Origin of the sequence: Gleimia coleocanis DSM 15436, assembly GCF_000159015.1 — a bacterium.
Taxonomy (GTDB): Bacteria; Actinomycetota; Actinomycetes; order Actinomycetales; family Actinomycetaceae; genus Gleimia; species Gleimia coleocanis.
Map to the genome: position 1 here is coordinate 192,623 of NZ_DS999540.1, position 25,514 is coordinate 218,136.

Below are 25,514 nucleotides of genomic sequence, written 5' to 3' on the forward strand. Positions count from 1 at the left end.
GAGGTTGTTTATCTAGTTTAGTCCCACCATGCCCACCACCCTACTTTGCAGGGGTTCCAGTGTGCGCGGGTTAGGTGCAGGTCATCTGGGGGTGCGAGGTGTGTTCTTATTTCTAGTTTATTAGTTATTACTTCCCAAAGGTTAGGATGTCCGTCGCTATTTTCATTTAGTGTGGGGTTTTGTTCGTAATAGATGAATCCTTCGATGGTGATGCGTTCGTCGAATCTGCCGGGTCCTATCGCGTAGCCGAAGAGTTCTATTTCTGTGGGGTGGTTTACGGCTAGTTCTAATAGTTCTACGCATTGTGGTGAGTTATTTTGCCTGTCACTGAGGTTTCCAACGGGTAGGCGGTCTAGTAGTTGCGCGGCGGGTTTGGCTCCGACGCCCTCGAATGCTTCGTAGTCTGCGAATGGTTTTGCGTAGGGTTCTTCTGCTTCTAGCCATCCCCAGAGTCGGTCGCTTAGGTATGGGAGAATCAGACGGTTGATTCCGCGCTGGGTGGTCCACCCGCGGGTTGCGTACATTCCGGCGTGCGCGGGTGTGGATGTTTCATATTCTGCGCTTATGGTTTCGTGGTTTTCGGTGTTTGGCATGGGGGGTTCCTTCCGGTTTTGGTGCGGATAGGTTTAGCTTAAGTGTGGTTTCTGGAGGGCGAAACTGTCTTAAGTTTTTCTGTGGATAAGTGCTGCTATGAGTTTCCCTTGGGGATAACTTTGGGGGAAGATAAGAGGGTGCTGATTCATTTAGAAGATTTAACTGACTCTCGTCTAACCGACTACCTGCATATGACCGATGTGGCTTTGCGTTCTAAAACGGAAACTGAGCTGGGACTGTTCATGGCTGAGTCTAAGAATGTGATTACTCGTGCGTTGAACTCTGGCTACCAGCCTAGATCGTTTTTGATGAGCCCTAAGTGGGTGGAGTCTATGCGTGAAGTGCTTGAACGCTTTGGCCCGGATGCCGGTGAGGTACCTGTTTTCATCGCTAGTGAGGAAATGTTGGAAACGCTCACGGGGTTTCATTTACATCGTGGAGCTATGGCAGCTATGCATCGGTTGCCTCTGCCAACGGCTGCTGATTTGTTGAAAACGGCGCGACGCATTGCGGTTTTAGAAGATATCGTTGACCACACTAATGTCGGGGCAATTTTCCGTTCTGCAGCGGCTATTGGTGTAGATGCCGTGTTAGTAACGCCTTCTTGTGCAGATCCTCTTTTTCGCCGTTCTGTCCGTGTTTCAATGGGGACGGTATTCCAGGTGCCGTGGACTCGCTTAGAAACTTGGCCAGAGCCGCAGCTGTTTAGAGAGCACGGTTTTGAGGTAGCTGCGCTGGCGCTGGGTGAGAACACGATTACTTTGGACGATTATACTGCTGAGTTAGCTACCGATCCTGCGCGTAGGGTGGCTTGGGTCTTAGGTTCTGAGGGATATGGTTTGAAAGAGCGGACCCTGCGCACTGTTGATAAGACTGTGATGATTCCTATGCAGCATGGGGTGGACTCTTTAAATGTGGCAGCTGCGGCAGCGGTAACTTTCTGGGCAACTAAGTAGCTGTTTGCGTTTTTCTTCTTCGTTGTCCTAACGCCCGAACTCAAGTTCAGACGCAACCAAAACGCGGGAGTTTAAGTTCCCACGCAGACAAAACGCGGGAACTCACGTTCAGGCGCAGAAGTTATCCACAGGTTGCCACGCAGGGGTTTATTTTCTCGAGGGCGTTACCTAGGCTGTACGCATGAAGAGAGAAACCTTATATTCCACTACCCCATTCCCAACTACCGAAGTACCAGAAATAGTTGAAAAGCTCGTCCACCGAGGTAAGACTTTCGTTTACCCCACGAATTTCCCTGCTTGGGAAGTATTCAATGCATCTGTCCTAGCTTTAGCTACACGGACTTACTTAGCTAGCAAGTTAGAGTTTTCTTTCAGTGGCTTATCTGCTGCCACTATCTACCAGATTCCAACAGCCAACCTACCTCTACGTTTAGATTTGGTTTACTTAGACGATAAGCCACACAGCAACACGAAAGTCGGATCGATGGGCGGAAAGGGCGGCATCGATGTTTACCGTACTAATCGCACTTATCCTGCTGAATCCAGAACTTTCGTAAACGGTCTACCGGTACTTGCTGTTCCTTTCCTGCTAGCAGAATACTTGTCCACAGATTCACTCTCACAAGCACTCATTCTGGGCGATGCATTATGCCGTTTACATCTTCGGCTTACAGATCATTTTCTTTCAGATAAACAAATCGAAGCATTCCAAATGTTACGACTAGAAGTAACCGAAATAGCCAAAAAGTATTTCGATTTTGAAGCTGAGAAACAGATTCTTAAGCATCTGTCCCTAATCAATCCTCTTGCCGAATCGCCCTTAGAATCACAAGTTAGAGCTTACTTATATAGTGCAGGTCTGAATCAGGTGATTTTACAGTTGCCGATCTCCGTTCACGAGAAAACTTATCGCGGCGATATTTTCCTCCCGATTTTAAATACTATTGTTGAATGTGATGGGAGTGGCAAATACGCCCTCGACCCTGCTAAAGAGGCTGAGTCTGCTCGACAAACAGAGATAGAAAAAGCAGGTTTTAAGGTAATCCGGATTAGTTGGGAACAAGCTCAAAGCCCAACGTTCATGAGTGAGCTTATGAATTCACTGGTGAGTGTACATTCCTAACGCCCGAACTCAAGTTCAGGCGCAAGGAAAACGCGCCAGTTTAAGTTCCCACGCAGACAAAACGCGGGAACTCACGTTCCCGCGTTAAAAACTTACAGGCTTTAGTTTGCAAGTAAAGAATTAATTACTTCTACAGTTTCTTCCCAGCCAGAAACAGCCTGCGTCTCATACCCTGCAGCTTTCACTGGATAATCATTACCAGCTGGGTCAAGACGATCACCGATAAACAGTAAATCTTCCGCACTCCAGCCGTTCGCCTCTAGTACACGCTTAATCCCATAAGCCTTATCAATTCCTTTTGCCGTAACATCCACTGAAGTGGAACCCCCAGAGCGAACTTCTAACTCAGGTAACAGCGGAATCAAAGCATCGCGTAGTGACGTTTTCTTTTCCCCCGTGGGGTCCCACGCCTTTTTTGCTTCTACCGGCGCAGCCTGTCCCAGGGCAGAGAAAGTAATCTGTGAACCACGATCTTCCAAAATCGGACCCCACGTTGCGGATTCCCACAAGCCCAGTTCCCGCGCGGTAGATTCGATAATTTCTAAAGCATTAGACCGCACGCCCTCGGGTAAATCATTGATATAAACTGGCTGCCAGGTTTCCTCTGCAAAACGATAGTATCGGGTACCGCAGGTTGGCATCAGATGCAGGTTCGTCAAGACTTCCGCATCCGCCCCCAAGTTTTCTAAAAGCTGGCTTTCAAACTGCCCCCACTGTCCCCCCGAAATCACGCAGACGGCAGTGCGCGCCAGCAAAGCACGCAACGCTTGCGCTACTTCAGCAGGCAATGGGCTTTTCGAGGGCGCTAAAGTGTCATCTAAGTCGAAAGCAATAATCTTTTTATCCATAAACGCAACCATAACTAAAAGTGGCGTGAACTTAAAGTCCACGCCACTTTTAGTTAGTCAGTTAATGCGCCAACTGGCTCATCGTCCTCGGGCACTTCCGGAACTGGCAAGGTGCGTAATGCCACGGTGGAAGCTACTAAACCACCCCAAACTACCAGGAGGGTAACGATTAATAGGATTAATGATGCTGGTTCCATGTTTTACTCCTCTCCAGCGAATCGGACGATTGGTTCGTGCTTAGCATTAGGGCTCCACTTCATCCAAGTAAGCACTGCTGAAGATACGGCTGCGAATCCGATACTACCCCAACCGAAGATCAGCAGTTTCGGATCTGTAACACCATAGCCGCCGTACCCGACAGTCAGATAGTCCACCAGCGCGAGGAACAGAATAACGCTAAGTACCAGTGGAGCTAAAACACCAATCGCGTATTCCCAAATCCAGTGAATCTTAATGGAAGAAGTCGCATTGAGATGATAGCGCAATGCACGCAAGCGTGGTTTCACAACAAATGCCAAGACAACCATTGCGATAGCTGCGGTAACGACGCCGATGTTGTTAATGAATGAATCAACCACATCCAGAGTAGTAAGGCCCGTGGTGGTTGCAAAGAAGGCAACGGAAACTACCGACATGATTACGCCCATACCAACGGCTACGGTCTTAGCAGACCAACCAAACTTGTCTTGGAATGAGCCGGAAATAAGCTGCAGCAAAGACAGTAGCGAGGTCACACCAGCAATGGTGAGTGAGGTAAAGAAAAGAATGCCAAACAGGGCCCCACCGGGCATCATAGCGATCACAGTTGGGAAGGTAACAAAGGAAAGGATTGGGCCAGAGATGCCGTCAAGTTCTGCGACTGTTACGTGTTCTTGATGCGCCATGAAACCAAGGGTTGCAAAAACACCGATTCCAGCGAGGATTTCGAAAGATGAGTTAGCAAAACCCGCTACTAAGCCAGTGCCGGTGAGGTTAAAACGGCGTGGCAGGTAAGAGGCATAAGTCAGCATAATGCCAAAAGCAATGGACATGGAGAAGAAAATCTGGCTAACTGCTGCCAACCAGACTTTTCCGTTTAGAAGAGCTGCCCAGTCTGGGCGAAAGAACTCGTTTATACCTTCCATTGCTCCTGGTAGGAATAGTGCGCGTACAACGATTGCAACGAAAAGCACTACCAGTAGTGGGAGGAAGAGTTTATTTGCTGCTTCCACACCTTTGGAAACCCCTTGGGAAAGCACAAGGATTACTAGGATCCAGATTAGAGCTAGCGGGACGAGCACAGGTAGTACAGGAGTGAAAGCTACCAGGCTTTTACCATCTAACTGCAGGTATTCTTCAAGGAAGAATTTTTGAGCGTTTTGTTTCCACGCTAAGTTAACTGAATAGTAGGCGTAGGCTGCAGACCAGGCGATAACTACCGCGTAGTAGACAGTAATAATGGCAGATACCATTACCTGCCACCAGCCTAAAAATTCTGCTTTAGCGTGTAAGCGTTTAAAGGTTAGTGGAGCTGAACCGCGGTACTTGTGGCCAAGCGCGTAGTCTAGCAGCAGGATAGGGATGCCTACTCCCAGCAGGGCGAATAGGTAAGGGAGTAGGAATGCGCCACCACCATTACTGTAGGCGACGCCGGGGAAACGCCAGATGTTTCCCAAACCAATGGCAGATCCAACGGCTGCCATTAAGAATCCAAATTGACCAGTCCACTGGTCTCGTGTTGCCCCGGTTTCCGAGGCGGTTTTCTGTGCCATGTTTACTCCTGTGTTATCTGAGGTTCAGTTTGAATATCAGATAGTTTATAAAGCTACTCCCATTTGTGCTTTACCTTTTCTTGGTGTTCGCCTAATGAGACGATTACCTCTTGCTATCTGTGCCATCCCCCGCCCCACCCGATCCAAGCACAGTAGCTCAAAAACCATGACTCTCCCCCACTCAGCAGGTAAAATAGATTGACAATGCTCTTGCTTCGAAAGGACCAAACTATGGCAACCCCACACATCAATGCTGAAATGGGAGACTTCGCACCAGCCGTCCTCATGCCCGGCGACCCAAAGCGCGCAGAACGCATCGCCCACATGCTCATGGACGACGCTAAACTCGTAACCGACGTACGCGGCATGCTCGGCTTCACCGGCACCGTAAACGGACGCCCACTATCAGTAATGGGCTCCGGCATGGGCCAGCCTTCCGCCACCATCTACGCAACCGAACTCTACCGCTGGTTCGGCGTTGAACGAATCATCCGCGTCGGCACCTGTGGCGGTATCTCACCAAAAGTAAAGGTCGGTGACGTAGTCGTCGCACTCGGCGCACACACTGACTCTGCTATGAATACCCTGCGTATCCCAGGCGTACACTTCTCTGCCGTAGCATCCTTTAAACTTGCTTCGGCCGCCGTAGCTGCAGCAAAAGAAGCTGACAACGTACACGTCGGTACCATTATTTCTCGCGACCACTTCTACCTGCCAGTTGAAGGTCAGGTACAGAAACTCGCAGACTACGGGGTTCTCGGCGTCGAAATGGAAGCAGCTGCCATGTACGGTGTAGCAGCAGAATTCGGGAAAGAAGCACTCACCGTTCTTACCGTTTCTGACCACCTGCTGGATGGCTCTGCAGACATGACCGCCGAAGAACGTGAAACCAAGTTCCGCGGCGCACTAGACCTAGCAGTCGCCGCAGCTTTTGTCTAAAACCCTGGAACACTAATCCATAAAAGCCGTGCAAACCTAAGGTTTGCACGGCTTTACATTATCCTTTAACAGCCGCGTTCAACAGTTTGCGTCGCTGTTTCCAATCCGGACAATGCTGGTCCATCAACTGATAAAAATCCCGCCCATGCCCACGCGCAAAGAAATGTGCATACTCATGCACCAGCACATACTCTAAAAGCTCATCCGCAAGGTGCACCAAGTGCAGATTGATACTGAGAGTACGCCGGTCAGGACGACAACTCCCCCATCTAGTTTTCATACGTTTAATACTGATACGCGCAGGTTCCGCTTCAAACCTATCATTCAGCATGGGAAGCATGGCATTAATCCGCGCTTTCAGGATTTGCCCGAGGGCGCGTTGCATCGCTTCTTCCGACAGAGTCTCAACATCACGTAGATAAAGAGTATCCGCGGTTAGTTTGAAATTACGCCCTCGGAAAAGAATAGGTTGGTTTGCGTAGGTAGATAAATCCGCCACCGTAACTAAGCTACCCGCCACCCACCAGGCTGGCTGCGCCCGCAAAAATACGGGGGTGCGCAGGAAAACTGGCGGTGACGGGTAAAGCGTAAAATCAACCAAGGTCAGCGAAAGTGTCGTTCTACGCGGTTAATAATCATCTCTAACGCAACATTATTGTGACCGCCTTCAGGGACAATCAAGTCAGCTTTCCGCTTCGATGGTTCAACGTAGAGCTCATGCATGGGCTTAACCGTTGCTAAATACTGTGTTTCTACAGATTCAATAGAACGGCCACGTTCAATCACATCTCGCTTCACGCGACGCAGAATCCGCACATCCGCATCCGTATCAACAAAAAGTTTAATGTCAAATAAATCGCATAGTTGCGGGAAACAAAAAATCAGAATACCCTCAACAATAATCACTGGACGAGGCACTACCGTAAGTGTTTCGTCACTTCGATTATGGTCTGCGAAATCATAGACTGGACATTCAATGGCTTCGCCGTTGATTAGCTGACGCAGGTGCTCAATCATCAAGTCCGTATCAAAGGCTTCCGGAGCATCGTAATTTAACTGCGTACGCTCCGCGTAAGTAAGGTGGTCGTTACGCTTGTAATAATTGTCGTGATAAAGAACCGTAACATCTTCACTGAAGCGCCGAGAAAGCTCACGAGTGAGAGTGGTTTTACCAGAGCCAGTACCACCTGCAATGCCGATTACCAGTGGACGCTTCATCAGTACCCCATTGCTTCTTTAATGTTGGTGAGGAACTGTAGGCGTTCTTCAATGGACGCAGTCTTAGGAGTTTGAATCTTAATGCCCTTATAGGTTTCGTGTCCACGTGCCATATCCATGCACTCGCGGACAAGTTCAGGGGTCATCCATGAAGTTGGTTCATCAGTGACGAGCGGCAGGTGGGCGTCTGCCCAAACTGGACCATACTGAGTAGCTTCTGCGCCTGCGCCAGAGAACATGACGCCAGCGAGCAGGTCTGCGTCGAGGATTTCTTGCAGATGCTTAGCCGGGACTTTTGCGTCGTGGGTTTCCACTACGGAACGCCCCCAGTTGAGGGTGAGGCGCGCCAGGGTGTCGCGCGCTGCCCAAATTTCATCAGTGACGGTGAGGAAACGTTTTTCGCCTGGAACAGCTGGATTATAGGCGTCGCAGTGTTCGATGATTAGGTCCAGCCCAGCTGCATCGAAACTGTTAGAAAGAGTGTCGAGGGAACGTTTGAAAGCTTCTTTGTCAGCTTCCACCCCTGGTGCAGAGTGGATTTCTACACCGGTGACAATACGTTCACCTGCATACTGGTGCATCTGGTCGATGGTGGTGAGAATGTCGTTTACGAACTGGAGCCCTTCGAGGCGGGAATCATTTTCTGGGGATGCTAAACCGAAGCTCTTATTTACCCCCATGCGTCCCATAGTGCCTGGGATTGCGGTGATAACGGAGTGTGGGAAGCGACCTTTCAGTTGCTGTGTTAGCCATTCAAAATCGGTGGCGAAGATTCCTGGGTATGGGATTTCGATGCCGTTAATCCATCCGGTCTCTGCCAAAGCGGTGTAGAAATCAACTTGCTCAGCTTTTTCTGCTGGTAGGGCCGCATAGGCGCCGACGAGGAATGGAGTGGACATGTGAGCCTCCGAATTTTGTGGTTGATTATCTCTATTCCAGTTTAAACTGATTTCCCCAAGATTATTAATCTCTATGCTTTAATTATTCTTTAGGTAGTGTTTTCTTTTGTTTCGGAGGTTCGGATGGCTGAGTCAGAATCCACCACTTGGATGTTCATGGATGAAATTAAAGATCCGACTTCCGTGTCGGTGGCGTCGCAGATTCTGCCGGGTGAGGTTCCTTTAGCTGCTTATGAGACGTTCCGTCATCAGGCACTGGTGACTAGTGAACGCATTATTGTGCGCGATTCCAGAGATGTTTCCGGAGAATCCGTAGAAGTCCTTTCTTTGCCATTTAAGACTGTTTTGATGTGGAGTATGCGTTCTGCTGGGTCGCGTTCTTTTACTGCACAGTTAGATTTAGTTACTTTGGCAGGCGATATTACGATTCGTTTGGGTCGTCAGATTGACGTGGAGCGCTTGAATTCTTTGGTTGCGCAAGGGGTTTTACGAGGGCGTTAAGTCTACGTTTCTCTATATGAAAAACCGGTTTTTTCATGTGGGTATATGTTTGTGGGGGCTACCATTCGGTAGCCCCCACAAACATATTTTAAGTGGTTTTTCTCTTACTTAACCAGTTGTAACTTAGCCTTCTACGACTTCGCGTGCTTCGACGAAAGCGTTAATAGCCTTGTCTAGATCTTCGCGAGTTAGCTTAGCACTAATCTGTGTGCGGATACGGGCTTTGCCCTTTGGCACAACTGGGTAAGAGAAGGCGCGAACATAGACGCCTCGAGCTAAAACTTCATCAGCCATCCGCGCAGCTTTGACTGCGTCGCCAATCATTACTGGAGCGATTGGGTGGGTTGATTCTGGGATTTCAAAACCCAATTCACTCATGCGAGTACGGAAATACTCAGTATTTTCACGCAGACGTTGCAAATGTTCACCAGAACCCCTAAGCATTTCTAAGACTTTCAGAGTAGCTCCAGTAATAGATGGGGCTAGTGAATTAGAGAACAGGTATGGGCGGGAACGCTGACGCAGAGTTTCCACTATTTCTGCACGCGCACAGGTGTAGCCACCGGAAGCTCCACCTAAGGCCTTCCCTAAAGTACCTGTGAGGATGTCCACGCGGTCACTTACGTTGAAATGTTCAGGTGTACCCGCACCGGTTTCACCTACAAAACCTACTGCGTGAGAGTCATCAACCATCAGTAACGCATTGTATTTATCAGCTAGTTCGACAATCTCAGGCAGTGGAGCCAGGTAGCCGTCCATTGAGAATACCCCATCGGTGGCGATCAGTTTAAAGCGTGCGCCTGCTTCATCAGCTGCCTGTAGCTGGGCTTCTAAATCAACCATGTCACGGTTGCGGTAACGGAAACGCTTTGCTTTACACAGGCGAATACCATCGATAATCGAAGCGTGGTTTAGTTCATCAGAGATGATTGCGTCATCTGACCCTAAGAGGGTTTCGAATAATCCTCCGTTTGCGTCGTAGCAGGAGGAATAAAGGATAGTGTCCCACCCATCTTTACCCGGGTGCAGAAACTCAGTAAGGGCTTTTTCCAGGTTACGGTGCTGGGTTTGCGTGCCGCAGATGAAACGCACGGATGCCATGCCGAAGCCCCAGTTATCGAGGGCATTTTTAGCGGCTTCGATGAGTTCTGGGGAATCTGCTAATCCCAGGTAGTTATTGGCGCAGAGGTTGAGTACTTCTCGTCCGTCCTCGACCCCAATATTAGCGGCCTGTGCAGTGGTGAGTGCGGCTTCGCCTTTGTAGAGTCCCTGTTCTTTTAGGTCGGCGATTTCAGCGCTCAGATGGTTTTGGAATGTTTCGTAGTGTTTCATTGTCAGTCTTCCCAGTTCATTACAACCTTGCCGGATTTTCCGTCACCGGCGACGGCAAAGGCTTCTTCAAATTCGGTGTAGTGGAAGCGGTGGGTGATGACTCCGGACAGGTCCAAGCCAGAAGCTACCAGCGCTGATGCGGCGTACCAGGTTTCGAAGATGCGACGACCAGTTACACCCTGCAGGGTCAGCATGTTAAAGATTACCTTTGCCAGGTCGATGGATACGTCTGCGACTGGAGTGCCCAGCAGTGCGATGCGTCCGCCGTGAACCATGTGGTCGATCATGGAGCGTAGCGCGTGTGGGGAGCCGGACATTTCCAGACCTACGTCGAAGCCTTCTTTAAGACCGAGTGGACCGTAGACGTCTTTGAGGGCGCGGTTGCCAACGTTTACGGTTTGGCTGATGCCGAGGCTTTGGGCTAGTTCCAGGCGTTCGTCAGAAAGGTCGGTGAGGACGACGTTGCGGGCTCCTTGGAATTGGGCTACCAGCGCAGCCATAATACCGATTGGGCCGGCTCCGGTTACCAGTACGTCTTCTGCTAAGCAGGGGAACTGGAGGGCGGTGTGTACGGCGTTGCCGAATGGGTCAAAGATAGAGGCTACGTCGTGGCTCATGTCCTGTGGGTGTACCCAGACGTTTGCGGCTGGGAGCACGAAGTATTGGCTCATAGCGCCGTCAACGTGGTAGCCGATGCCCTGTGTGTTAGCGCAGACTTCTCGGCGTCCGGCTAGGCAGGCGCGGCAACGACCACAAACGTAGTGGCCTTCGCCGGATACCAGCTGACCGATTTCTAAACCGGTGACGAGTTCACCCATCGCTTCAATGGTGCCAGCAAATTCGTGTCCGATGATGCGTGGGGTTTGTACGGTGTTCTGTGCCCATCCGTCCCATTTTTGGATGTGTACGTCGGTGCCACAGATGCCGGTGCGGGTTACTTTTACGAGTACTTCGTTGGGACCCAACACTGGGTCTGGTACGTCTACGAGTTCGAGACCAACACCGGGACGGGTTTTAACCAGGGCTTTCATTTTGTATCCTTGTGTCGAAAGTGACTACTTATGTTCTAACTCTACAAGGTTGAGTTAGTTTAGTGGGTGGGCTCACCAAAATCAGATACAGTCTGATTACACTTGATAATTATATGCCTCTTCGAATCAAATTGGAGCATCTGGATGCGGGTTTTAATTACTGGTTTCGATCCTTTCGACAATGAAGAAATTAACCCTTCCTGGGAAGCCATAAAGTGCCTGCCCACAGAAATTAACGGCATTGAAGTTCACAAACTGCAACTACCAACTTCTTTTGAACGTGGTGTCGCCACCCTAGTTGAAGCACTTTTCGCTTTACGCCCCGACGCTACCATCCAAGTTGGCCAACACGGCGGGGTTGCTTCACTACAAATTGAACGTGTCGCGATTAATCTAGCGAATGCACGTATTAGCGACAATGATGGGAATTCTCCGAAAGAAAAAACTATTCTCACAAAAGCTCCCACCGCTTACTTTGCAACTCTTCCCACTGCGCAAATTGTGCGCGAGTTACAGGCATCTGGCATCCCCGCGCAGCTTTCTTATTCTGCGGGCACTTTCGTTTGTAACACGGTAATGTTTACGGCTTTACATTTTGCTGCCACTGAAATGCCAACTTTAAAGTCTGGTTTCATTCATGTTCCTTACCTACCTGCCCAGGTAGTAAATCGCCCAGCAGTAGCTTCCATGAGTCTGGAAATGATTACTGCTGGGCTAGAGAAAGCAATTAGCGTTTTAGCTGACTAATTACAGTGCTTGCGGGTTTCCGATAGGACCTACGAAACTAAAGTGGTCACGCACAGACCGTTCACAAGAATAGGTGTGTACTTCCACGTGCTTTGCCAGTGTTAACGCATAGTGGCGGGCGCAGAGTTTAGCGGCTTCTGCATCTCCTTCTGCCATGTTGAAAACCACTACGTAAGTGGGGGTTTCTAAACAGACGGTTTCACCCCAGTCACAATGGTTGCGTTCCCCATCGCCGTTAAATAAATCTTCATCTGGTGGGGCTACTTGCAGTTGCAGGTCACTCATCTTCAGCTTCTTTCGCTAGTACGGCATCTTCTTCAGCCATGAGTTGGAAGAAAGCAGTTTCAGCTTCGACTATGCCTTTTGCAAGTTCCGCGTCAGTTATTTCCACGCTCTCGTTATACCATTTATTCCATTTTTTGCGGTGCCGGGCAGTGGCAATGTTATCAACCACTACCCTATCTTCGTCTGTTACTGTGAGAGAAATACTGGTTCCGTCATGATCCCAATCCAGGTCGATACATGCTCCTGCAGCGGGACAAAGAATACCAATTTCTAAACCTTTCACGGTTAAAATATACCAAGCTGCCGCACCGGTTTTACTTATGAATGGTTGCAGGAATGAAAGGTCCAATACGTCCAGGCAATCGTGCGCAGCAATTTGAGTACCGTCCAAGGCGAAGGATATAGCCGAGGACATTACCCAGCCTTGGGAAACAGAGGCCATGCCAACTCCGTTTTCACAAGTGGGTTCAGCACGTGCGACAGAGTAAAGAATTTTTGGTTCCGGCTGTTCAATAGATCCGCGGTGAATAATGAATGGGCGGGTTTGCCATGGGAGTTGGCAGTATTCTTCTGGTTTTTCGAGGGCGTAGACGGTGAACTCAGCGTGCGTACTTGGACTATTTTCGTTTAACCAGTTTGTGAAGCTCTGGGCGTCTGTAAAGTTTGCGCTGTTTGTGGAGAGCCTCCCGTAGGTAGTGATCCCTAAGTCTACCCGTGCAAGCATGCCTTCAACAGAGTCAGTTCCCCACTGTTGGGAGTTTTCATAGGTTTGCAGAGCGCGATCGCGCCGGCTTTCAGCATCTACGCTGAAAATCCACGCCACCCAGTTTTCAATTTCAGTGATTTCTGCACCAATCAGGTATGAATGGGGGTCTTGCCAAATCTGGGATTTACCTTCTATTTCAAGTTTTCCAAACCATTTTTCACTAGCGTCTCTGTGAAGAATATGCAGTTTTGCAGAAACGTCTTTTTCACGAAAAGCAAAGTTAAGATTAAAGCTAGCGAAGTAACTTTCATGATTGTCTATGGGTTGAAAACTATCAAACTCTAGAGGAGATCCCCATTCTGATTGATATTCCCAAGAGGCTGGGTCTGAAAGAAAATCTTGAATCATCATTTACTACATTTTTTCAGATGTTACTGTTAAATCCACATTAGTATTCTATATTTGAGATGAGTATTCGTTCTTTGAGACTGCCACTCTACAAAAACTCGATGTTATTTTTTCAAATGTAGGTTGCAAAATCTCTGTAGCCATTCTTTTACAGGCACTTTCGTAAACTTTTTCTTGTTCCGCGGGAGTAAGATCATCACTCTGCTTTTGTACAAATGTTTGGCCCGTAAACCCCTTACGACAAGTAAGTTTCCCTACTTTCAATCAATATATCCGTATCCTGACTGTGAAAAATATGTAACCAATCCAGTCTCCTCAGTTGTTTTCGGGAAGTACACCTGCGGATTTCGATTTTTCTAACTGAGTTTTCCTAGCAGAAGCTGGAACGTCTGCAATTGGAACTACGTATTCAGCAGGAATTGCATTCAAATTAAGTTTCATAACAATCTGCTGCACAAGAAGCGTAAGATAGTTATTGTCAATGATTTACCTGTATCGTAATGATAGTGAAAATAGTTGTTTTCTTTAGAACGTTTTGAAGGTTCCCTATTAGGCTTAGCTATTGGTGATGCTTTGGGAATGCCAGTAGAGTTTAAGCCTAAAGATAGTTTTCCGCCAGTGACTGGTTTCCTTCCAGGTGGCAAATTTCAGCTTCCAGCAGGCCACTGGACTGACGATACTGCTTTAGCACTATGCATTTCGTATAGTTTAATTAAGTTACGAACACTAAACTTAACTGACATTTTAAGACGTTTCCAATCCTGGTATGAGACGGGTGAAAACTCTTCAACAGGAAAAGCTGTGGGAGTTGGCCAGCAAACACTGCAGGCATTATCTTATTTTAGTGTTACTGGAAATCCACCTCAACTGTCTGTAAAACCAGCTTTAGGAAATGGTTCATTAATGCGTTTAGCACCAGTTGTGTTAGCTTATGCTTCGAAACCAGATTTATTAGAGGAAGCCTGCGCGCAAAGCTCGCTATGTACCCATCCTGATGAAGCATGCTTAGAAGGTTGTGTTCTGTTCGGAAAACTAATTCACTTAGCTTTACTTGGCTACTCCAAAGCAGATATTTTCACCTGGCTTTTCAAGCATATTAACGATTTACAGTTTAGCGACCTGACACAATGTCTACGAAAACTTGAAAAACCTTTACCACGTAGCGTTATAAACGCAAGAGGGTATTTTCCTCAGTCTCTGCAAGCTGCTCTGTGGGCCTTCCAAACCACAGATTCATTCGCAGAGGGCGCTCTGTTAGCAGTTAATCTGGGAGAGGATGCAGATACCGTTGGAGCAATCTACGGGCAATTAGCTGGAGCATACTATTCTATACGCGAAATTCCCTCTGAATGGATAGAAAACTTAGCTAAATCAGCTGAAATTCGTACAGTAGCCAACCAGCTTTACGAAGTAGCTACAGAAAAAATAAGTGAATAATTTACCCTCTTAAAATAGACTTCAAGTACTCAAACTAGGTTAAATTGATAATCGTGAAACAACTTCCTGAGCTTTTTTCACAGCAACACTACTGCCCTTTTTAACTGCGATTTGCTTAACCCCTTGCCATTCATCTAGAGGAATAAAACCACGTAAAGTAGCTTCTTGCAACACCTCAGAATGAAGTAAAACAATATCTAAAACACGGTTAACCCAACGTGGCAGCGCATTTTGCGAAGCAGCATAGCCAAGTGGTCGAGTAAGCATTGGCCACAGCACATTCAACAATTCAGGTTGAGACTCTAACAAATAAACAGCACGAGCAGGACTCCACTGCGGAAACATTACAAGCTCACTAACCGTAGCTGCTACCGTCACGTCATCAAGTTTTCCTTCCCGCACCAAAGTGCGGACAATGTTACGCTGAGAATAAGGATCAGGATCAGTAGCTAAATCAGCTAAAATAATCTTTACTAAAAACCTTGCAAAAGCACTGCTTTCGCCTTCTAAAGCACCAGAATTTCCACCACGCCAATTCCGATACTCAGAAAACACCAGCTGAGATCCATCCCAATGAATAAAACCCTCAGATTTACTCCCGTCAGCTGAAACCCTAACTACCTTCGCCTGGTGTTCGTGCGTAATCGCGTAATACCAGCCAAACCCAGTATTAATAAACTTCTCATGCGGATAATTACCAGTCTCAAAAATCACTGGTAAAGCACAAGTAGAAACAGCGGTAGCTTCATCAAAACCACAGATTCTTGCACCGTCCTCGGGAACAGAAACTAACCCCGCCAGCGGTTGCCAAATCTTCTCAAACTCCTCCGGCAATATCCGAGTCGGCTCCGCAACCAACTGATAAGAAAACTGAGCTTCCGGCAACTTAGCTACAACAAACTGCGCAAATTCAACTGCCTTAGACTTCCCCGCCCGACTCGCCAACGCGCGAACACCAGGTACTTCCAACACCACTTCATCAGCCACTCCAGTCTTCACTGCAACTAGCACTTCATCAACCAGTTCAGCCATAATTTCAGCAACTTCCGCAGTACCAGCAACCATACGTGGCTTTTGCATGGACGCACCCAGCAAATCATCTAAAACCGGCCACACTACTGAAAGCATTCCCAATTGCGCAACCTCATACAAGGCTTTCGCTAACGCAGCTAAACTGCTCAGCTCAGAATCCCAATCAAGAAAAGCTACATCCGCAACACCCGGAATTAAAAGACCACGCTTCCAAGCATTCACTATCCCCTCAGCACAATAATCCGCCATTTTAGGATGAACCGGGCGTTGCAATGCCAGCAAATTTATAGCAGCTTCAGCGGGCAACGGCTTCGCCCGATAAGAAGCATCATCTGCGCATAACCCTGCAGAAGAAACCTCTTGCCCAAACCAACGCATCCCAATAAACGCTGGCGCACCCCAATGAGGAAAAAGTCGTGTGGATTCTGTATCCATATAGTTCAGTCGAAAAGGCAACTGCAGGCCCTTTAGCGACTGAGGCATTTCCAAAACCACTTTCAACCATCCAGATGAGCTATCAATACTGCCCTCTGGCAAAGGATCTGCCAAGTAATCCCGAATCACTTGAGCTGCATCGCGATCCAATACGGTTCCATCCATCAACCTCACCGGCACTCCAGCAGGCAAGCCAAACAAATTGATTTCATCACCTAATGCAGACACATCTAAACGCAATAAACTCAGCACCAGATCGGATTCCAAAACCTCAGCTTGAGACCGGGCGTAAAGTACAAGCCGGTCAGCTAAATCAGCAAAAGCCACAGAAGAATCAAGTCGCGACGGGGTAGAAAGCAAACAAGGAATCTTCCCTAACGCAGCAAACACCATCTGTGAATGCGATAAATAGTCATCTGAAAAAAGCTTTACTTCATTATTCTCAAGCCACGAAAATATTAGTGGAGACCAAACTTTATGTTTAACCCCATTAAGTGCCAGCCGAACTTGTGCAACATCTTCACGCGCTAACTCAACCGCGAGTGCTAAAAGTCTATCCCCCTCAATATCAAAAAGATACTGTTCGTCCGTGCGTAGAAAATTAATGACGTGAGCTAAAGCTGTTACGCTAACTTCCCCAAGAATAAACTCTGGTACTTCCCACAAGGGTGGTGTTGGATTCCACAGCCCTTTAATGTCAGAAGTTTTTTCTGAAACCGGAGTTGTGGCAAGATTCCAGTTTTCTAATAGCTTTTTAGCTATCCGTGCAGAGGGTTTTTCTTTAGAAGCAGCCAGTTCGTTTAATCTATCAGCTAGTATCAGTGCTTCTGCTGTCTGCACGTCCTGACGTTGTTCCACTGCCTTAAGCACTTGTAAACGAGTTTTAGCAGCTTTTGCATAAAGTGAAGTTAATGCTATTTCCGCAGCTTCTGCTGGGCTTAAAACAGCAATCAAAGACGGAGCAAATGCTTCCACAACTGGTGTTTCACCCGAAGTCAAAACGTTCTTAAAAACTTCTTGATTTGCTAATAACTCTGTTGTGTCTAGCTGCAAGTCTTCAACTAGTAACTGAGTGTAAGCCTTCCTGTCACCGGGCCTTACCGCTAAATCCAAACCTCTAACGCAAACTTTTATTAACTCATCGCGTGTGATTATATCTGCGTTGGTAAGTGCAGCCAGCACTTCTTTCAACGGTCCAGTCGCGGCAACACCATTTTCAACACTAGCGAAAACATGGTCTTTAAAAGTAGGTAAAAGATCATCTAAAAAAGGAAGTTTTGAACCCTCCCTATACATATCTCGCTTCTGTCCAGTAAGAGCATAACGCGCTAACACTACCCAGTCTTTTAGATAGTCTAGGTTCTCCAAAGGAGCATTTTCAGTGAATAAAGCCAATGCAACTCCCAATGCTCCTTTTACAGAGAGGGTATGTTCGTGCATCCGGGGAACACTTCGATAATAAGATTCTAAAAACTGTGCTGCGAAAACCCTTCCCCGTTGGATAATGCAGGAAAAAGTCACTTCATCATCAGTTGTAATAAGTTCTTCAGCACGTCGAGCACTAACACCGCAACGCAGTGCGAAAAGCGCTAACATCTGGTCATTTACCGTATGTGCACTAATCCACCCGTAAGAATTCTCTGCTACCCTACCGTATTCTCCCCAGTCGCCAGTCTCTAAACCTTGCACTACCCGACGTTGTTGTTCCACAGTTCCTAAAGGAAGATTAAGAATCTCATCATACTGAGCAGTATGCCAACCTAATTCCTTAAAAACTGCGATAGACTCATTCAACAGAGGGTTAGGTTTCATTTATTTTCAGTCCGTTTCAAAATCGCCGCTAAAATGTGCTTGCATGGGCCGCGTCTACCGCCATGAGAAACATGCCAGAAGCAGTTACACACCGCCCCAACTTCCAGGGCTTCAAGATCATTTCCTAAACGGATAAAGTACTCGGTGCTACCTGATTTAACAATCCAATCCGGTCCGGCGGCACGTACTCGCCCGCCCTCGTAAAGCTTCCGCGCAGCTCCTAAACGCGGGTTAGACTGCAAAACATTTTCATGTTCTGCTGGCAGCTCCCGATGGAAATAAGCGCGCGCATGCGGATCCCAACCGACCCTACCAGAGCCAGCTAATAAAGCTAAAGCTGATTCCACGCGCACAGCAGATAAACCCGTTTTTTCAGCTAAAAGATTTAAGTCAATGACGGCTTCAAACGCTAAAACCGCTGAAACTAAATCAGCATCTGCAACCACGTTATCAGCTGCTAAGCTAACCAACATTGAACCTTCACCTGAGAATCCACGCCACGCTTCCTCAGTGAGCAAAAGAGTAAAGCGCCCTCCAGGTAAATCTAAACTCAGTAAAGCACCTAGACCATCAGTTGCAGATTGAAAAATACTCATACCCTGTGCGTAAGGCAGAAGGCGCTTCAAAGCACTCAAACGATGCACGCCGGGAATAAGCACCGAATCAGGAAGCGGGCGTTTAGATACGTTAATGCTATTACCACTAAGAGTTAACCAAACATTACCGTTAACTGCACTGGCAGGAGGAAGCGTCGCAAGGAACGCTTTCGCAGCACTCGCGCTCACCTGGAAAGCCAGCTTAAATTCCGGCAGAATCTGCGAAATATTCCCAAGGGCGTTCAACCAGCGACTAGGCATTTCCACTGGACGTTCACTGGCTTTCTGAGTTTTCGTAACTGCGGTTAACCCCTCAGCACTCACGTTCAAACGCAAAGTTTCATGAGCTGAAATTTCACTTAACAAACGACGAGTTTCACTATTAATATCAACGTTTGTTGTTCCAAATCCTATTTGCCCACCGTCCAACGCCGAATCAAATAGTTCAAAACAAGCATAGACACTGTTACAAGCTGAGAAGCACTCCGCACGGAGCCGGTCGCCATGAGCAGAAAGAATAGGATCACGTTGGCTTTGCGGAGTGTACTTATAATATCTAGTTGACGTAATTTCAGAAAGCGCTACCAGACTACGCGCAACTACTTGCGGTTCATTGGTGAAGCCCGTAAAAAATGTGAGGTTCTCTGCTGCGCCGCCTATTCCTTTACCCGGCGCTAATGCAAGATGCAAACTATTTCCAGTAAGCGAAGTGGTTTCAGAGAAAGCACGCATTAAATAACCTTATCCTTATTCTTCGTCCTCTTCAGGACCCAGATCAACTACCTGCAAGTCTACGTGGACGCCCAGCAAGTTACCATCCGCATCATGCGTAGTTTTCACCTTGAAGTAGTTGTCACCCCAACCAGAATGAGTGAAAGCGATATTCTCACCGGCTTCGGCCAACGGGAAAACAATGTTTGCTTTCGCAGCTTCATAAAAGTCTGGCGAATCCATCAGATCAAACCAAGAACCTTCAACCCCTTCGCAAAAGAAAGTTTCGTACCAGTTCACGCCTTTAGGCATACAGGTACGAGCCGCCTGATGATCGCAAAAACCGACAGTAGCCGTGTCTACCCCCACGAAAAGTGGATTACCCTCAATATCGACTGCCTGGCGAACTTCAGCAACACTACCCTCCCTGAAAATCATCGACAGGTAGGCTTCCCGCTCATGAGATTGATCTTGCTCCGCTGACACATCCGCAACAGTGACATAGACAGAATGTTTGCCAGCCGGCACCGTCATTGCAGGGCACTCAGCTAAAAACATGAATGGATCGCACACTTCCAACAGTCCCGAAGGAACATTCACCTCCCCCAACGAGGCTACTCGCAACGTCAGGTGATCTCTACAAAAGATTTCAGGGAAAGTCTCGTCGAATGGACTTGGGACTTTACCAGATACTAGAGCATAAAACTCTTGAGATACATCCTGAGGCATGAGAGTACACTCCTTCTTTTTCTGGCAAATAGCACAGTTCTTCATAGTCTTAAATAAACCGTTTGAAGACACTGAATCTGCGCTCATTATATAAAATGTGCAGGCATATAAAAAGGGAAAAATCTAGTAACCGAAATATTCTCCCTCAAATATAAATTTTTCTGGATTGGCTTGGATATAGTGAAGCTCATCATCTGCACCGTCATATTCAAAGATAAAATCGTCTGCCTCGTCCAATAACGCTAAATACGTTTCTTCGTTCTCTTTACGAATCGCTTCTAAACTATCAAATCGCTCTTGTCTATCAAAAGGAATAGCTCCACCACAGTAGTCGATAACCTTCTGAAAATTACCTGCGTAGTCAAACATCCCAAAATGTTTGAAACCGTTTAAGGTATCTTGCCACACAACTCCCGCAGAGTTATAGAAGAACTGATCGTGTCCCCCATTATTCACTTCGGCAAAATACCAAGTCATTGCCAACAGGTATCTTTGTTCTAAAGTGAATCGTTGTGCGGTGTTAAGGTACTCTTCATGACCGTCATATATGTTGATTTCACACCACATGGGATCAATAATCGCCCATGAAGAATCAGCATTTTCAACGTCCTCGACACTAAATTTTACCTGCTTGATTTTCTTGCTAAACCCCAGAGGTTCATTGTCCCCTTGCGTATCTGTAGACGCAAAGTAGCTTTCCGCAATACTTGGATATTTTTCTTTATGAGACTCGATAAAGTCTTCAAACTGTGCGCTGCTGTAGCGAAGGAGCTTTATACAATCGGCAATGAGTTCACTAGAATCACTCAATTCAACTGCTGTGTTAAGTAAAGATAAAACCTTATGAGCATTCGATTCACAATCCTGCGAAAGACTATCCGTAATTTGGGAGTAAGAAAAAGCAAGACGGTAATGCCATCTAGCATCGCGATCTTCTTCAGCTACCGCTTCAAAAATAGTTATCGCAACTTCATAATCAGCAGTATTGTTATAAGCCCTGCCCAACTCACCAAGCAATCTGCCATCTAAACTCTCTAGATCAGATGACGACAGGAGCGTAATAATTTCCCTACGATCAACCCAAGCATCCAAATTCTCAATGACCGCGAACTTCTCATCATTGGTAAAGGTTTGAAACTCATCCACCGTTAGTTTCATTGCATTTCCTCCAGATTAAGCAAACTCCCAGTTATCTCACTGTGGCAACCTCTCAAAAGTGAGCTAACAAGAAGTATATCCCTTGGGCAGGATCATATAAACACTAGCAAGGCAGGGAAATGCACTACAGGCAAAACCCACGTGGCGTTTCGCCAAGCGGGTCATCTTACGTAAACCTCCTTTTAAAACCACCCTCATGCTCATATCATATTAATGGTAGGGCGATAATACGGAACTAAGATGATTGTGAGGTACAGATGGCTGCGTAACTAACGAGTTCTTGGCTAACTAGTTAACTAGCTTTCTGCAGTAAACGCGGGAGTTGCGGTTCCCACGCAGAAAAAACGCGGGAACCGCGACTCGCACGCAAAAGGTGCGCGGGAGATTAACTTCCCGCGCACCTTCAGTTATAAAACCGTCAGCCTAAGCCTCAAAAAGCTTAGCTCCCACAAAAGAGCCCTGCTCTACACCAGGTGGTACTACGAAAACAGCTGAGGACTTAGTCTTCAAATACTCAACGAACATATCGTCACGCGCCATATTCTTATGCACGGTTGCGAAGCTCTCAGGAGAGTTAACATAAGCAATGAAGAATAAGCCAGCCGCCAACCGCCCTAGCTCATCATTGCCATCCACATAATTGTAGCCGCGACGCAGCATGTGAATGCCATTGTTATTAGAAGGATGGGTGCGGAAAACGTGGGAACGCTGATCAATCACTGGATTGCCAGCCTCGTCAGTCTTCTTAAAGTCAGGGGTGGTGAACTCATGCCCGCCAGACAGCGGTGCACCACTACCCTTTTCGCGGCCAAGTACACGGTTCTGTTCTTCCAAGCGTAAACCATCCCAAACTTCAATAGTCATGGAGATTTTACGGGTTACCAGGTAAGAACCACCCTTACACCAGTCTGGACCGTCCTTAATCCACACGTGCTGCGCCAATTTCTCTGGCTCCTCCGCGTGCAGGTTGTTAGTACCGTCTTTTTGGCCAAAGAGGTTACGTGGAGTTTTCTGTTCCTGGGAAGTGGAGGAAGTCCGTCCAAAACCAATCTGTGACCAGCGAATACTGGTCTTGCCAAAACCAATGCGCGTGAGGTTACGGATTGCGTGAATAGCAACCTGAGGATCATTTGCACATGCCTGGATACAGATGTCACCGCCGGAAATAAGTGGGTCAATAAAGTCATTAACCATCTTTGGCAGTGGTTTAGCTAAAGCTTCCGGAAGTTGGTCTTTAATGCCAAAACGGTCTACGCCCTCGGTAGTTTCAAAGAGGGTTTTACCGAAACCAAAAGTGATAGTGAGGCCGAAAGGACCGTGGTCAGCTGCTTCACCGGTATCACCCGGAGGTGATAGCGGGTCCCCGTCAAACGCGCCTTCCGCATTTACTGGTAAGCCCAGCATCATGCGGCTGGAAGCGTAACTCCAGTCCTGCAATAGTTCAATGAGTTCTTCGCGGGTCACGCCTTCATTTACGTCGAGGGCGGCGAAGTGCAGGTTTTCTTGCGCAGGAGTGATGATGCCACTTTGAATATCTCCGTAGAAATCGTATTCTAAATCTTCGAATTCTCGAGCAGACTGAGTGGTGATTACTCCCGAGTTGATACCCAACGCGTGCGCGCTGGCACCGATACCCGCCCCAACTACTGCAGCACCAGTTAAAGCCAGGTAGCCGCGGCGAGATAAACCCGGTTTAGTTTCCTGTGGTTCATTAGCTGATTCAGTCATTTCGGCCTCTAACCTATTACTCGATGCCCAGGATGGTGGAGGTCAGCTTGGACATTGGTTCACGGACAGCATCCAGCTTAACAATGAGTTCCTTCTGCTGCTTTGAATCAACCTTATCGTAGAGGGTAAAGCCCTTTTCGTAGCTGCCGTACTTGTTCAACTCTGCCTGCAGGTCTGCGATTGCGTCGTTTACTTCCTTAACCAGTTTCTTACCTTCTTCACCCTTTCGCTCTGCGATTGGTGCTACCAGGTCGAAAGCAATCTTAGAGCCATCCAAGTTTGCCTGGAAGTCCCATAGGTCGTAGTGGCTCCACCAGTTTTCTTCGCCGGTTACCTTGTTTACTGCGATTTCTTCCAACAGTGCGGTTGCGCCGTTAGAGACAGTGGAAATAGTTACACCGTTTTCTGCAATGTAGTTTTCACCGTGGATAGTTTCATACAGTTTGTTCACGTCTGCGCGTAGTGCTTCGCCGATACGCTTACGATCCGCGTCGGTGGATGGTTTCCAGCCTTCGTGGGCGCTGGTGCCATCTACCTGCACGGCGTCAGCTGCTGGTACCCACAGGTCTTTTTCGATGCGGTGGAAGCCCAGCCATTCAGTGAAAGTTGGGTCATCAGCTTTCAGCGCGTCTGCTTCAGCTAAGTAATCGATTTCGCGGTAGTCGATACGTGGGTCCAGGGTGCCCAGTGCTTCTGCGATTGGTTCAATACGTTCGTAGTGAACGCGCATCTGTGCGTATAGTTCGCGTGCCTTGTCATCGTCTTTAGCGATGTAGGCGTCAACGAATTCGTCTACCTTTGGTGCTAGTTCAGCTACTTCGTTCTTTGCGAAGCCTACGTAGCTTTCAACTGCGGCTTCAAACAGTTCTTTATCTTCACCTGATAGTTCTACTGCTTCACCTGTTACTTTGAAAGCGGCTTTACCGATGTTGTCGCCACGCATTCCTGGCTTACATGCGGTGAAGTAGTCACCTGGCTGCAGAGTGACAGTTAGGTCTGCGCTGGAGCCCGGGGCAATGTTTTCGCGTTCACCAACGATACGCAGTCCGTCAGCTGCCAGCAGGTAAAACTCAGTTACCTTAGTGCCGTCATTTTTAACGTTGAATGACACGGTACCTGAGGTTGCTTCGGTTGCGGATACTTCACAAGCGTCGTTGGTGGAGCTAACGTTCACTACGCTTCCGGTAGCTTCACCAGTTTTAGCTGCGGAGGTTTCTGCAGTGTTGCCGCAACCGGCGATGAGGATGGCGGTAGCTGCTGCTAGTGCGCCGGTGGTTACAGCCATTTTTTTCATGGTTTTTCCTTTGTTAGTTGGGTCTTTTCAGGAAAACTTGTGTTCGCATTTAGTGCAGGTGCTAGCCTTAGCGCGTGCACGACGCAGGAAGGCAGGGAATACGAAGAGTAGGTAAAGTGCCCAGGCGGTTACTTCTAACCAAGTCATCATTGGGGTGAAGCCGATGGTGCCTTTGAGGAAAGTTGCCAGGGCGCTGTCGGGAGAAATCGTGTCTTGTAGGTCAAATGCCCAACCGAATGGGTAGGCAGCACCCCAGTATGGGATTTGTGTGAAGAAACCTACCAGAACTTCGCCGGTACGGAAATCAGTTGGAGTAATGGGTGCGCCTGAAAATGGGCCGGGAAGAATGCGGGCTTCTTGCAGGTCGTGGATACCGTAGGCAAGGATTCCGGCGGCAACGATAACAAGGAATCCGACAGTCCAGGTGAAGAAGGTGCGGAGGTTGAGCCGGACCAGTCCTCGGTACGCTAAGTAGCCAAGGAATACAGAAATGATTATTCCCACGAGGGCGCCAATTAATGCTGCTGGCTGTAATGCCCATCCCCACAGTAGCAGCGTGGTTTCTATACCTTCACGTCCGACTGAAACGAAAGCAATTAGTGCCATGGAGAGGGCGAAGCGTTCACCCTTTAGTGCTTTGTGAGCTGATTCTTCAATCTCGTTTTTGAGGTTTGCGCCTAGTTTCAGAAGCCAGAATACCATCCAAGTGATCATGGCAACCGCTAGTAGGGACATTCCCCCACCGATGATTTCTTGGGATTCGAATGAGAGTTTTTGGCTACCGAAAGTGAAGAGGGCTCCTAATAGGAGGGATAGTGCGACTGCGATGGCTACGCCCCAGCCGAGTGGGCGGATTGCTTCAGTTCGGTTTTCTTTTTTCGCGAATGCTACTAGGATGCCGATGATGAGGGCTGCTTCCAAGCCTTCACGAAGACCGATTAAAAATGAAGCAAAAAACATTTATTTAAACCTATTTCATTTTAAAGTTCTATGCTCAACCAGATTAGGCTAAGCTAACCTAAATAAGTCTATTTTTATGGTTTCTTACTTGTCAATCTACCGGCAACTTTATCCCATGAAATAAACGTTTATGACAAATAGTCAGTTAAAGACAGAGGTATTTCGCAAAACCTTCTTTCCTTAAACGCGCGAATACGAGTTCCCGCGCAGGGAAAACGCAGGAACTGCAACTCGCACGCAGAGAAAACGCCGGAGTTGCGACTCGCACGCAGGGAAAACGCGGG

At 47.8% G+C, this 25,514-nt stretch carries 25 protein-coding genes; 6 read left to right on the forward strand and 19 right to left on the reverse strand.

Annotated elements, in window-relative coordinates; all coding sequences use genetic code 11:
• Positions 1-17: 17 nt before the first annotated feature.
• Entirely contained in the window at positions 18-593 is a 576-nt protein-coding gene (locus tag HMPREF0044_RS07765; protein WP_006546256.1) for a hypothetical protein, read from the reverse strand.
• Positions 594-731: 138 nt separating this feature from the next.
• On the opposite strand from HMPREF0044_RS07765, the gene HMPREF0044_RS01145 reads away from it, so the two are divergent.
• Together HMPREF0044_RS01145 and HMPREF0044_RS01150 are read left to right on the forward strand one after the other, a co-directional pair.
• Positions 732-1,550: a TrmH family RNA methyltransferase gene (locus tag HMPREF0044_RS01145; RefSeq protein WP_040312565.1), complete on the forward strand. Its 819-nt coding sequence runs from the start codon at positions 732-734 to the stop codon at positions 1,548-1,550.
• Between the two features lie 181 nt (positions 1,551-1,731).
• Positions 1,732-2,673, forward strand: a complete 942-nt coding sequence (locus tag HMPREF0044_RS01150) for a hypothetical protein (protein ID WP_006546258.1) — start codon at positions 1,732-1,734, stop codon at positions 2,671-2,673.
• A 101-nt stretch (positions 2,674-2,774) separates the two neighbouring features.
• Here HMPREF0044_RS01150 and HMPREF0044_RS01155 read toward each other — a convergent pair whose 3' ends face one another.
• From HMPREF0044_RS01155 to HMPREF0044_RS01160, 3 genes are read right to left on the reverse strand one after another with little or no spacing between them, the layout of a single operon-like run.
• A complete protein-coding gene (locus HMPREF0044_RS01155) occupies positions 2,775-3,521 on the reverse strand; it encodes an HAD-IIB family hydrolase (RefSeq protein ID WP_040312644.1) in 747 nt (248 codons plus the stop codon).
• 53 nt (positions 3,522-3,574) lie between these two features.
• Complete coding sequence (locus HMPREF0044_RS08130; RefSeq protein ID WP_006546260.1) at positions 3,575-3,718, reverse strand: MetS family NSS transporter small subunit; 144 nt, start codon at positions 3,716-3,718, stop codon at positions 3,575-3,577.
• 3 nt (positions 3,719-3,721) lie between these two features.
• Positions 3,722-5,272 (reverse strand): sodium-dependent transporter, encoded by a 1,551-nt coding sequence (locus tag HMPREF0044_RS01160; RefSeq protein ID WP_006546261.1) that lies wholly within the window; start codon positions 5,270-5,272, stop codon positions 3,722-3,724.
• Between the two features lie 231 nt (positions 5,273-5,503).
• On the opposite strand from HMPREF0044_RS01160, the gene deoD reads away from it, so the two are divergent.
• Complete coding sequence (gene deoD / locus HMPREF0044_RS01165; RefSeq protein WP_040312645.1) at positions 5,504-6,211, forward strand: purine-nucleoside phosphorylase; 708 nt, start codon at positions 5,504-5,506, stop codon at positions 6,209-6,211.
• Positions 6,212-6,269: 58 nt separating this feature from the next.
• On the opposite strand, the gene HMPREF0044_RS07770 is transcribed toward deoD, so the two are convergent.
• The 3 genes from HMPREF0044_RS07770 to HMPREF0044_RS01180 are packed head-to-tail and all read right to left on the reverse strand — an operon-like array spanning position 6,270 to position 8,328.
• Positions 6,270-6,812, reverse strand: a complete 543-nt coding sequence (locus tag HMPREF0044_RS07770) for a M48 metallopeptidase family protein (protein WP_006546263.1) — start codon at positions 6,810-6,812, stop codon at positions 6,270-6,272.
• Positions 6,813-6,814: 2 nt separating this feature from the next.
• Entirely contained in the window at positions 6,815-7,429 is a 615-nt protein-coding gene (gene udk, locus HMPREF0044_RS01175) for a uridine kinase (RefSeq protein WP_006546264.1), read from the reverse strand.
• On the reverse strand, positions 7,429-8,328 hold the full coding sequence (locus tag HMPREF0044_RS01180) for a DUF4862 family protein (protein WP_006546265.1): 900 nt from the start codon (positions 8,326-8,328) through the stop codon (positions 7,429-7,431). Before HMPREF0044_RS01180 ends, udk begins: the two co-directional genes overlap by 1 nt.
• Positions 8,329-8,451: 123 nt before the next feature.
• On the opposite strand from HMPREF0044_RS01180, the gene HMPREF0044_RS01185 reads away from it, so the two are divergent.
• The gene (locus HMPREF0044_RS01185; RefSeq protein WP_006546266.1) at positions 8,452-8,829 is read left to right on the forward strand and encodes a PH domain-containing protein; all 378 of its coding nucleotides are present in this window, start codon (positions 8,452-8,454) and stop codon (positions 8,827-8,829) included.
• 123 nt (positions 8,830-8,952) lie between these two features.
• On the opposite strand, the gene HMPREF0044_RS01190 is transcribed toward HMPREF0044_RS01185, so the two are convergent.
• Positions 8,953-10,161 carry a glycine C-acetyltransferase gene (locus tag HMPREF0044_RS01190; RefSeq protein WP_006546267.1) on the reverse strand — a complete coding sequence of 403 codons (1,209 nt, stop codon included), beginning with the start codon at positions 10,159-10,161 and terminating at the stop codon, positions 8,953-8,955.
• 2 nt (positions 10,162-10,163) lie between these two features.
• The gene (tdh, locus tag HMPREF0044_RS01195; RefSeq protein WP_006546268.1) at positions 10,164-11,192 is read right to left on the reverse strand and encodes an L-threonine 3-dehydrogenase; all 1,029 of its coding nucleotides are present in this window, start codon (positions 11,190-11,192) and stop codon (positions 10,164-10,166) included.
• Positions 11,193-11,336: 144 nt separating this feature from the next.
• Between tdh and pcp the strand changes: the two genes are divergently transcribed.
• Positions 11,337-11,939, forward strand: a complete 603-nt coding sequence (gene pcp, locus HMPREF0044_RS01200) for a pyroglutamyl-peptidase I (RefSeq protein WP_006546269.1) — start codon at positions 11,337-11,339, stop codon at positions 11,937-11,939.
• Here the strand turns inward: pcp and HMPREF0044_RS01205 are convergent, their stop codons facing one another.
• From HMPREF0044_RS01205 to HMPREF0044_RS08335, 3 genes are all read right to left on the reverse strand, one after another.
• Positions 11,940-12,224, reverse strand: a complete 285-nt coding sequence (locus HMPREF0044_RS01205) for a hypothetical protein (RefSeq protein WP_006546270.1) — start codon at positions 12,222-12,224, stop codon at positions 11,940-11,942.
• On the reverse strand, positions 12,217-13,341 hold the full coding sequence (locus tag HMPREF0044_RS01210; protein ID WP_006546271.1) for a hypothetical protein: 1,125 nt from the start codon (positions 13,339-13,341) through the stop codon (positions 12,217-12,219). Before HMPREF0044_RS01210 ends, HMPREF0044_RS01205 begins: the two co-directional genes overlap by 8 nt.
• Positions 13,342-13,653: 312 nt before the next feature.
• Positions 13,654-13,779 carry a hypothetical protein gene (locus tag HMPREF0044_RS08335; RefSeq protein WP_006546272.1) on the reverse strand — a complete coding sequence of 42 codons (126 nt, stop codon included), beginning with the start codon at positions 13,777-13,779 and terminating at the stop codon, positions 13,654-13,656.
• Positions 13,780-13,854: 75 nt separating this feature from the next.
• On the opposite strand from HMPREF0044_RS08335, the gene HMPREF0044_RS01215 reads away from it, so the two are divergent.
• Complete coding sequence (locus tag HMPREF0044_RS01215; protein ID WP_040312569.1) at positions 13,855-14,775, forward strand: ADP-ribosylglycohydrolase family protein; 921 nt, start codon at positions 13,855-13,857, stop codon at positions 14,773-14,775.
• A gap of 39 nt (positions 14,776-14,814) precedes the next feature.
• On the opposite strand, the gene HMPREF0044_RS01220 is transcribed toward HMPREF0044_RS01215, so the two are convergent.
• The 7 genes from HMPREF0044_RS01220 to efeU form a co-directional block, all read right to left on the reverse strand.
• On the reverse strand, positions 14,815-18,054 hold the full coding sequence (locus tag HMPREF0044_RS01220) for a hypothetical protein (protein ID WP_006546274.1): 3,240 nt from the start codon (positions 18,052-18,054) through the stop codon (positions 14,815-14,817).
• A complete protein-coding gene (locus HMPREF0044_RS01225; protein WP_006546275.1) occupies positions 18,051-19,382 on the reverse strand; it encodes a hypothetical protein in 1,332 nt (443 codons plus the stop codon). Before HMPREF0044_RS01225 ends, HMPREF0044_RS01220 begins: the two co-directional genes overlap by 4 nt.
• A 15-nt stretch (positions 19,383-19,397) precedes the next feature.
• On the reverse strand, positions 19,398-20,090 hold the full coding sequence (locus HMPREF0044_RS07775) for a DUF4241 domain-containing protein (RefSeq protein WP_158027152.1): 693 nt from the start codon (positions 20,088-20,090) through the stop codon (positions 19,398-19,400).
• A gap of 123 nt (positions 20,091-20,213) precedes the next feature.
• Positions 20,214-21,248 carry a DMP19 family protein gene (locus HMPREF0044_RS01230; RefSeq protein WP_006546277.1) on the reverse strand — a complete coding sequence of 345 codons (1,035 nt, stop codon included), beginning with the start codon at positions 21,246-21,248 and terminating at the stop codon, positions 20,214-20,216.
• A gap of 423 nt (positions 21,249-21,671) precedes the next feature.
• Positions 21,672-22,976 (reverse strand): Dyp-type peroxidase, encoded by a 1,305-nt coding sequence (locus tag HMPREF0044_RS01235; RefSeq protein WP_006546278.1) that lies wholly within the window; start codon positions 22,974-22,976, stop codon positions 21,672-21,674.
• A 16-nt stretch (positions 22,977-22,992) separates the two neighbouring features.
• Positions 22,993-24,270 carry an iron uptake system protein EfeO gene (gene efeO, locus HMPREF0044_RS01240; RefSeq protein WP_006546279.1) on the reverse strand — a complete coding sequence of 426 codons (1,278 nt, stop codon included), beginning with the start codon at positions 24,268-24,270 and terminating at the stop codon, positions 22,993-22,995.
• Positions 24,271-24,297: 27 nt separating this feature from the next.
• A complete protein-coding gene (gene efeU, locus HMPREF0044_RS01245; RefSeq protein ID WP_006546280.1) occupies positions 24,298-25,230 on the reverse strand; it encodes an iron uptake transporter permease EfeU in 933 nt (310 codons plus the stop codon).
• Between the last annotated feature and the right edge of the window lie 284 nt (positions 25,231-25,514).

Coding starts and splice junctions, on each gene's coding strand:
- HMPREF0044_RS07765 (WP_006546256.1), bottom strand. CDS start 593: ATGCCAAACACCGAAAACCACGAAACCATAAGCGCAGAATATGAAACA.
- HMPREF0044_RS01150 (WP_006546258.1), top strand. CDS start 1,732: ATGAAGAGAGAAACCTTATATTCCACTACCCCATTCCCAACTACCGAA.
- HMPREF0044_RS01155 (WP_040312644.1), bottom strand. CDS start 3,521: ATGGATAAAAAGATTATTGCTTTCGACTTAGATGACACTTTAGCGCCC.
- HMPREF0044_RS08130 (WP_006546260.1), bottom strand. CDS start 3,718: ATGGAACCAGCATCATTAATCCTATTAATCGTTACCCTCCTGGTAGTT.
- HMPREF0044_RS01160 (WP_006546261.1), bottom strand. CDS start 5,272: ATGGCACAGAAAACCGCCTCGGAAACCGGGGCAACACGAGACCAGTGG.
- deoD (WP_040312645.1), top strand. CDS start 5,504: ATGGCAACCCCACACATCAATGCTGAAATGGGAGACTTCGCACCAGCC.
- udk (WP_006546264.1), bottom strand. CDS start 7,429: ATGAAGCGTCCACTGGTAATCGGCATTGCAGGTGGTACTGGCTCTGGT.
- HMPREF0044_RS01180 (WP_006546265.1), bottom strand. CDS start 8,328: ATGTCCACTCCATTCCTCGTCGGCGCCTATGCGGCCCTACCAGCAGAA.
- HMPREF0044_RS01185 (WP_006546266.1), top strand. CDS start 8,452: ATGGCTGAGTCAGAATCCACCACTTGGATGTTCATGGATGAAATTAAA.
- HMPREF0044_RS01190 (WP_006546267.1), bottom strand. CDS start 10,161: ATGAAACACTACGAAACATTCCAAAACCATCTGAGCGCTGAAATCGCC.
- tdh (WP_006546268.1), bottom strand. CDS start 11,192: ATGAAAGCCCTGGTTAAAACCCGTCCCGGTGTTGGTCTCGAACTCGTA.
- pcp (WP_006546269.1), top strand. CDS start 11,337: ATGCGGGTTTTAATTACTGGTTTCGATCCTTTCGACAATGAAGAAATT.
- HMPREF0044_RS01205 (WP_006546270.1), bottom strand. CDS start 12,224: ATGAGTGACCTGCAACTGCAAGTAGCCCCACCAGATGAAGATTTATTT.
- HMPREF0044_RS01210 (WP_006546271.1), bottom strand. CDS start 13,341: ATGATGATTCAAGATTTTCTTTCAGACCCAGCCTCTTGGGAATATCAA.
- HMPREF0044_RS08335 (WP_006546272.1), bottom strand. CDS start 13,779: ATGAAACTTAATTTGAATGCAATTCCTGCTGAATACGTAGTTCCAATT.
- HMPREF0044_RS01220 (WP_006546274.1), bottom strand. CDS start 18,054: ATGAAACCTAACCCTCTGTTGAATGAGTCTATCGCAGTTTTTAAGGAA.
- HMPREF0044_RS01225 (WP_006546275.1), bottom strand. CDS start 19,382: ATGCGTGCTTTCTCTGAAACCACTTCGCTTACTGGAAATAGTTTGCAT.
- HMPREF0044_RS07775 (WP_158027152.1), bottom strand. CDS start 20,090: ATGCCTCAGGATGTATCTCAAGAGTTTTATGCTCTAGTATCTGGTAAA.
- HMPREF0044_RS01230 (WP_006546277.1), bottom strand. CDS start 21,248: ATGAAACTAACGGTGGATGAGTTTCAAACCTTTACCAATGATGAGAAG.
- HMPREF0044_RS01235 (WP_006546278.1), bottom strand. CDS start 22,976: ATGACTGAATCAGCTAATGAACCACAGGAAACTAAACCGGGTTTATCT.
- efeO (WP_006546279.1), bottom strand. CDS start 24,270: ATGAAAAAAATGGCTGTAACCACCGGCGCACTAGCAGCAGCTACCGCC.
- efeU (WP_006546280.1), bottom strand. CDS start 25,230: ATGTTTTTTGCTTCATTTTTAATCGGTCTTCGTGAAGGCTTGGAAGCA.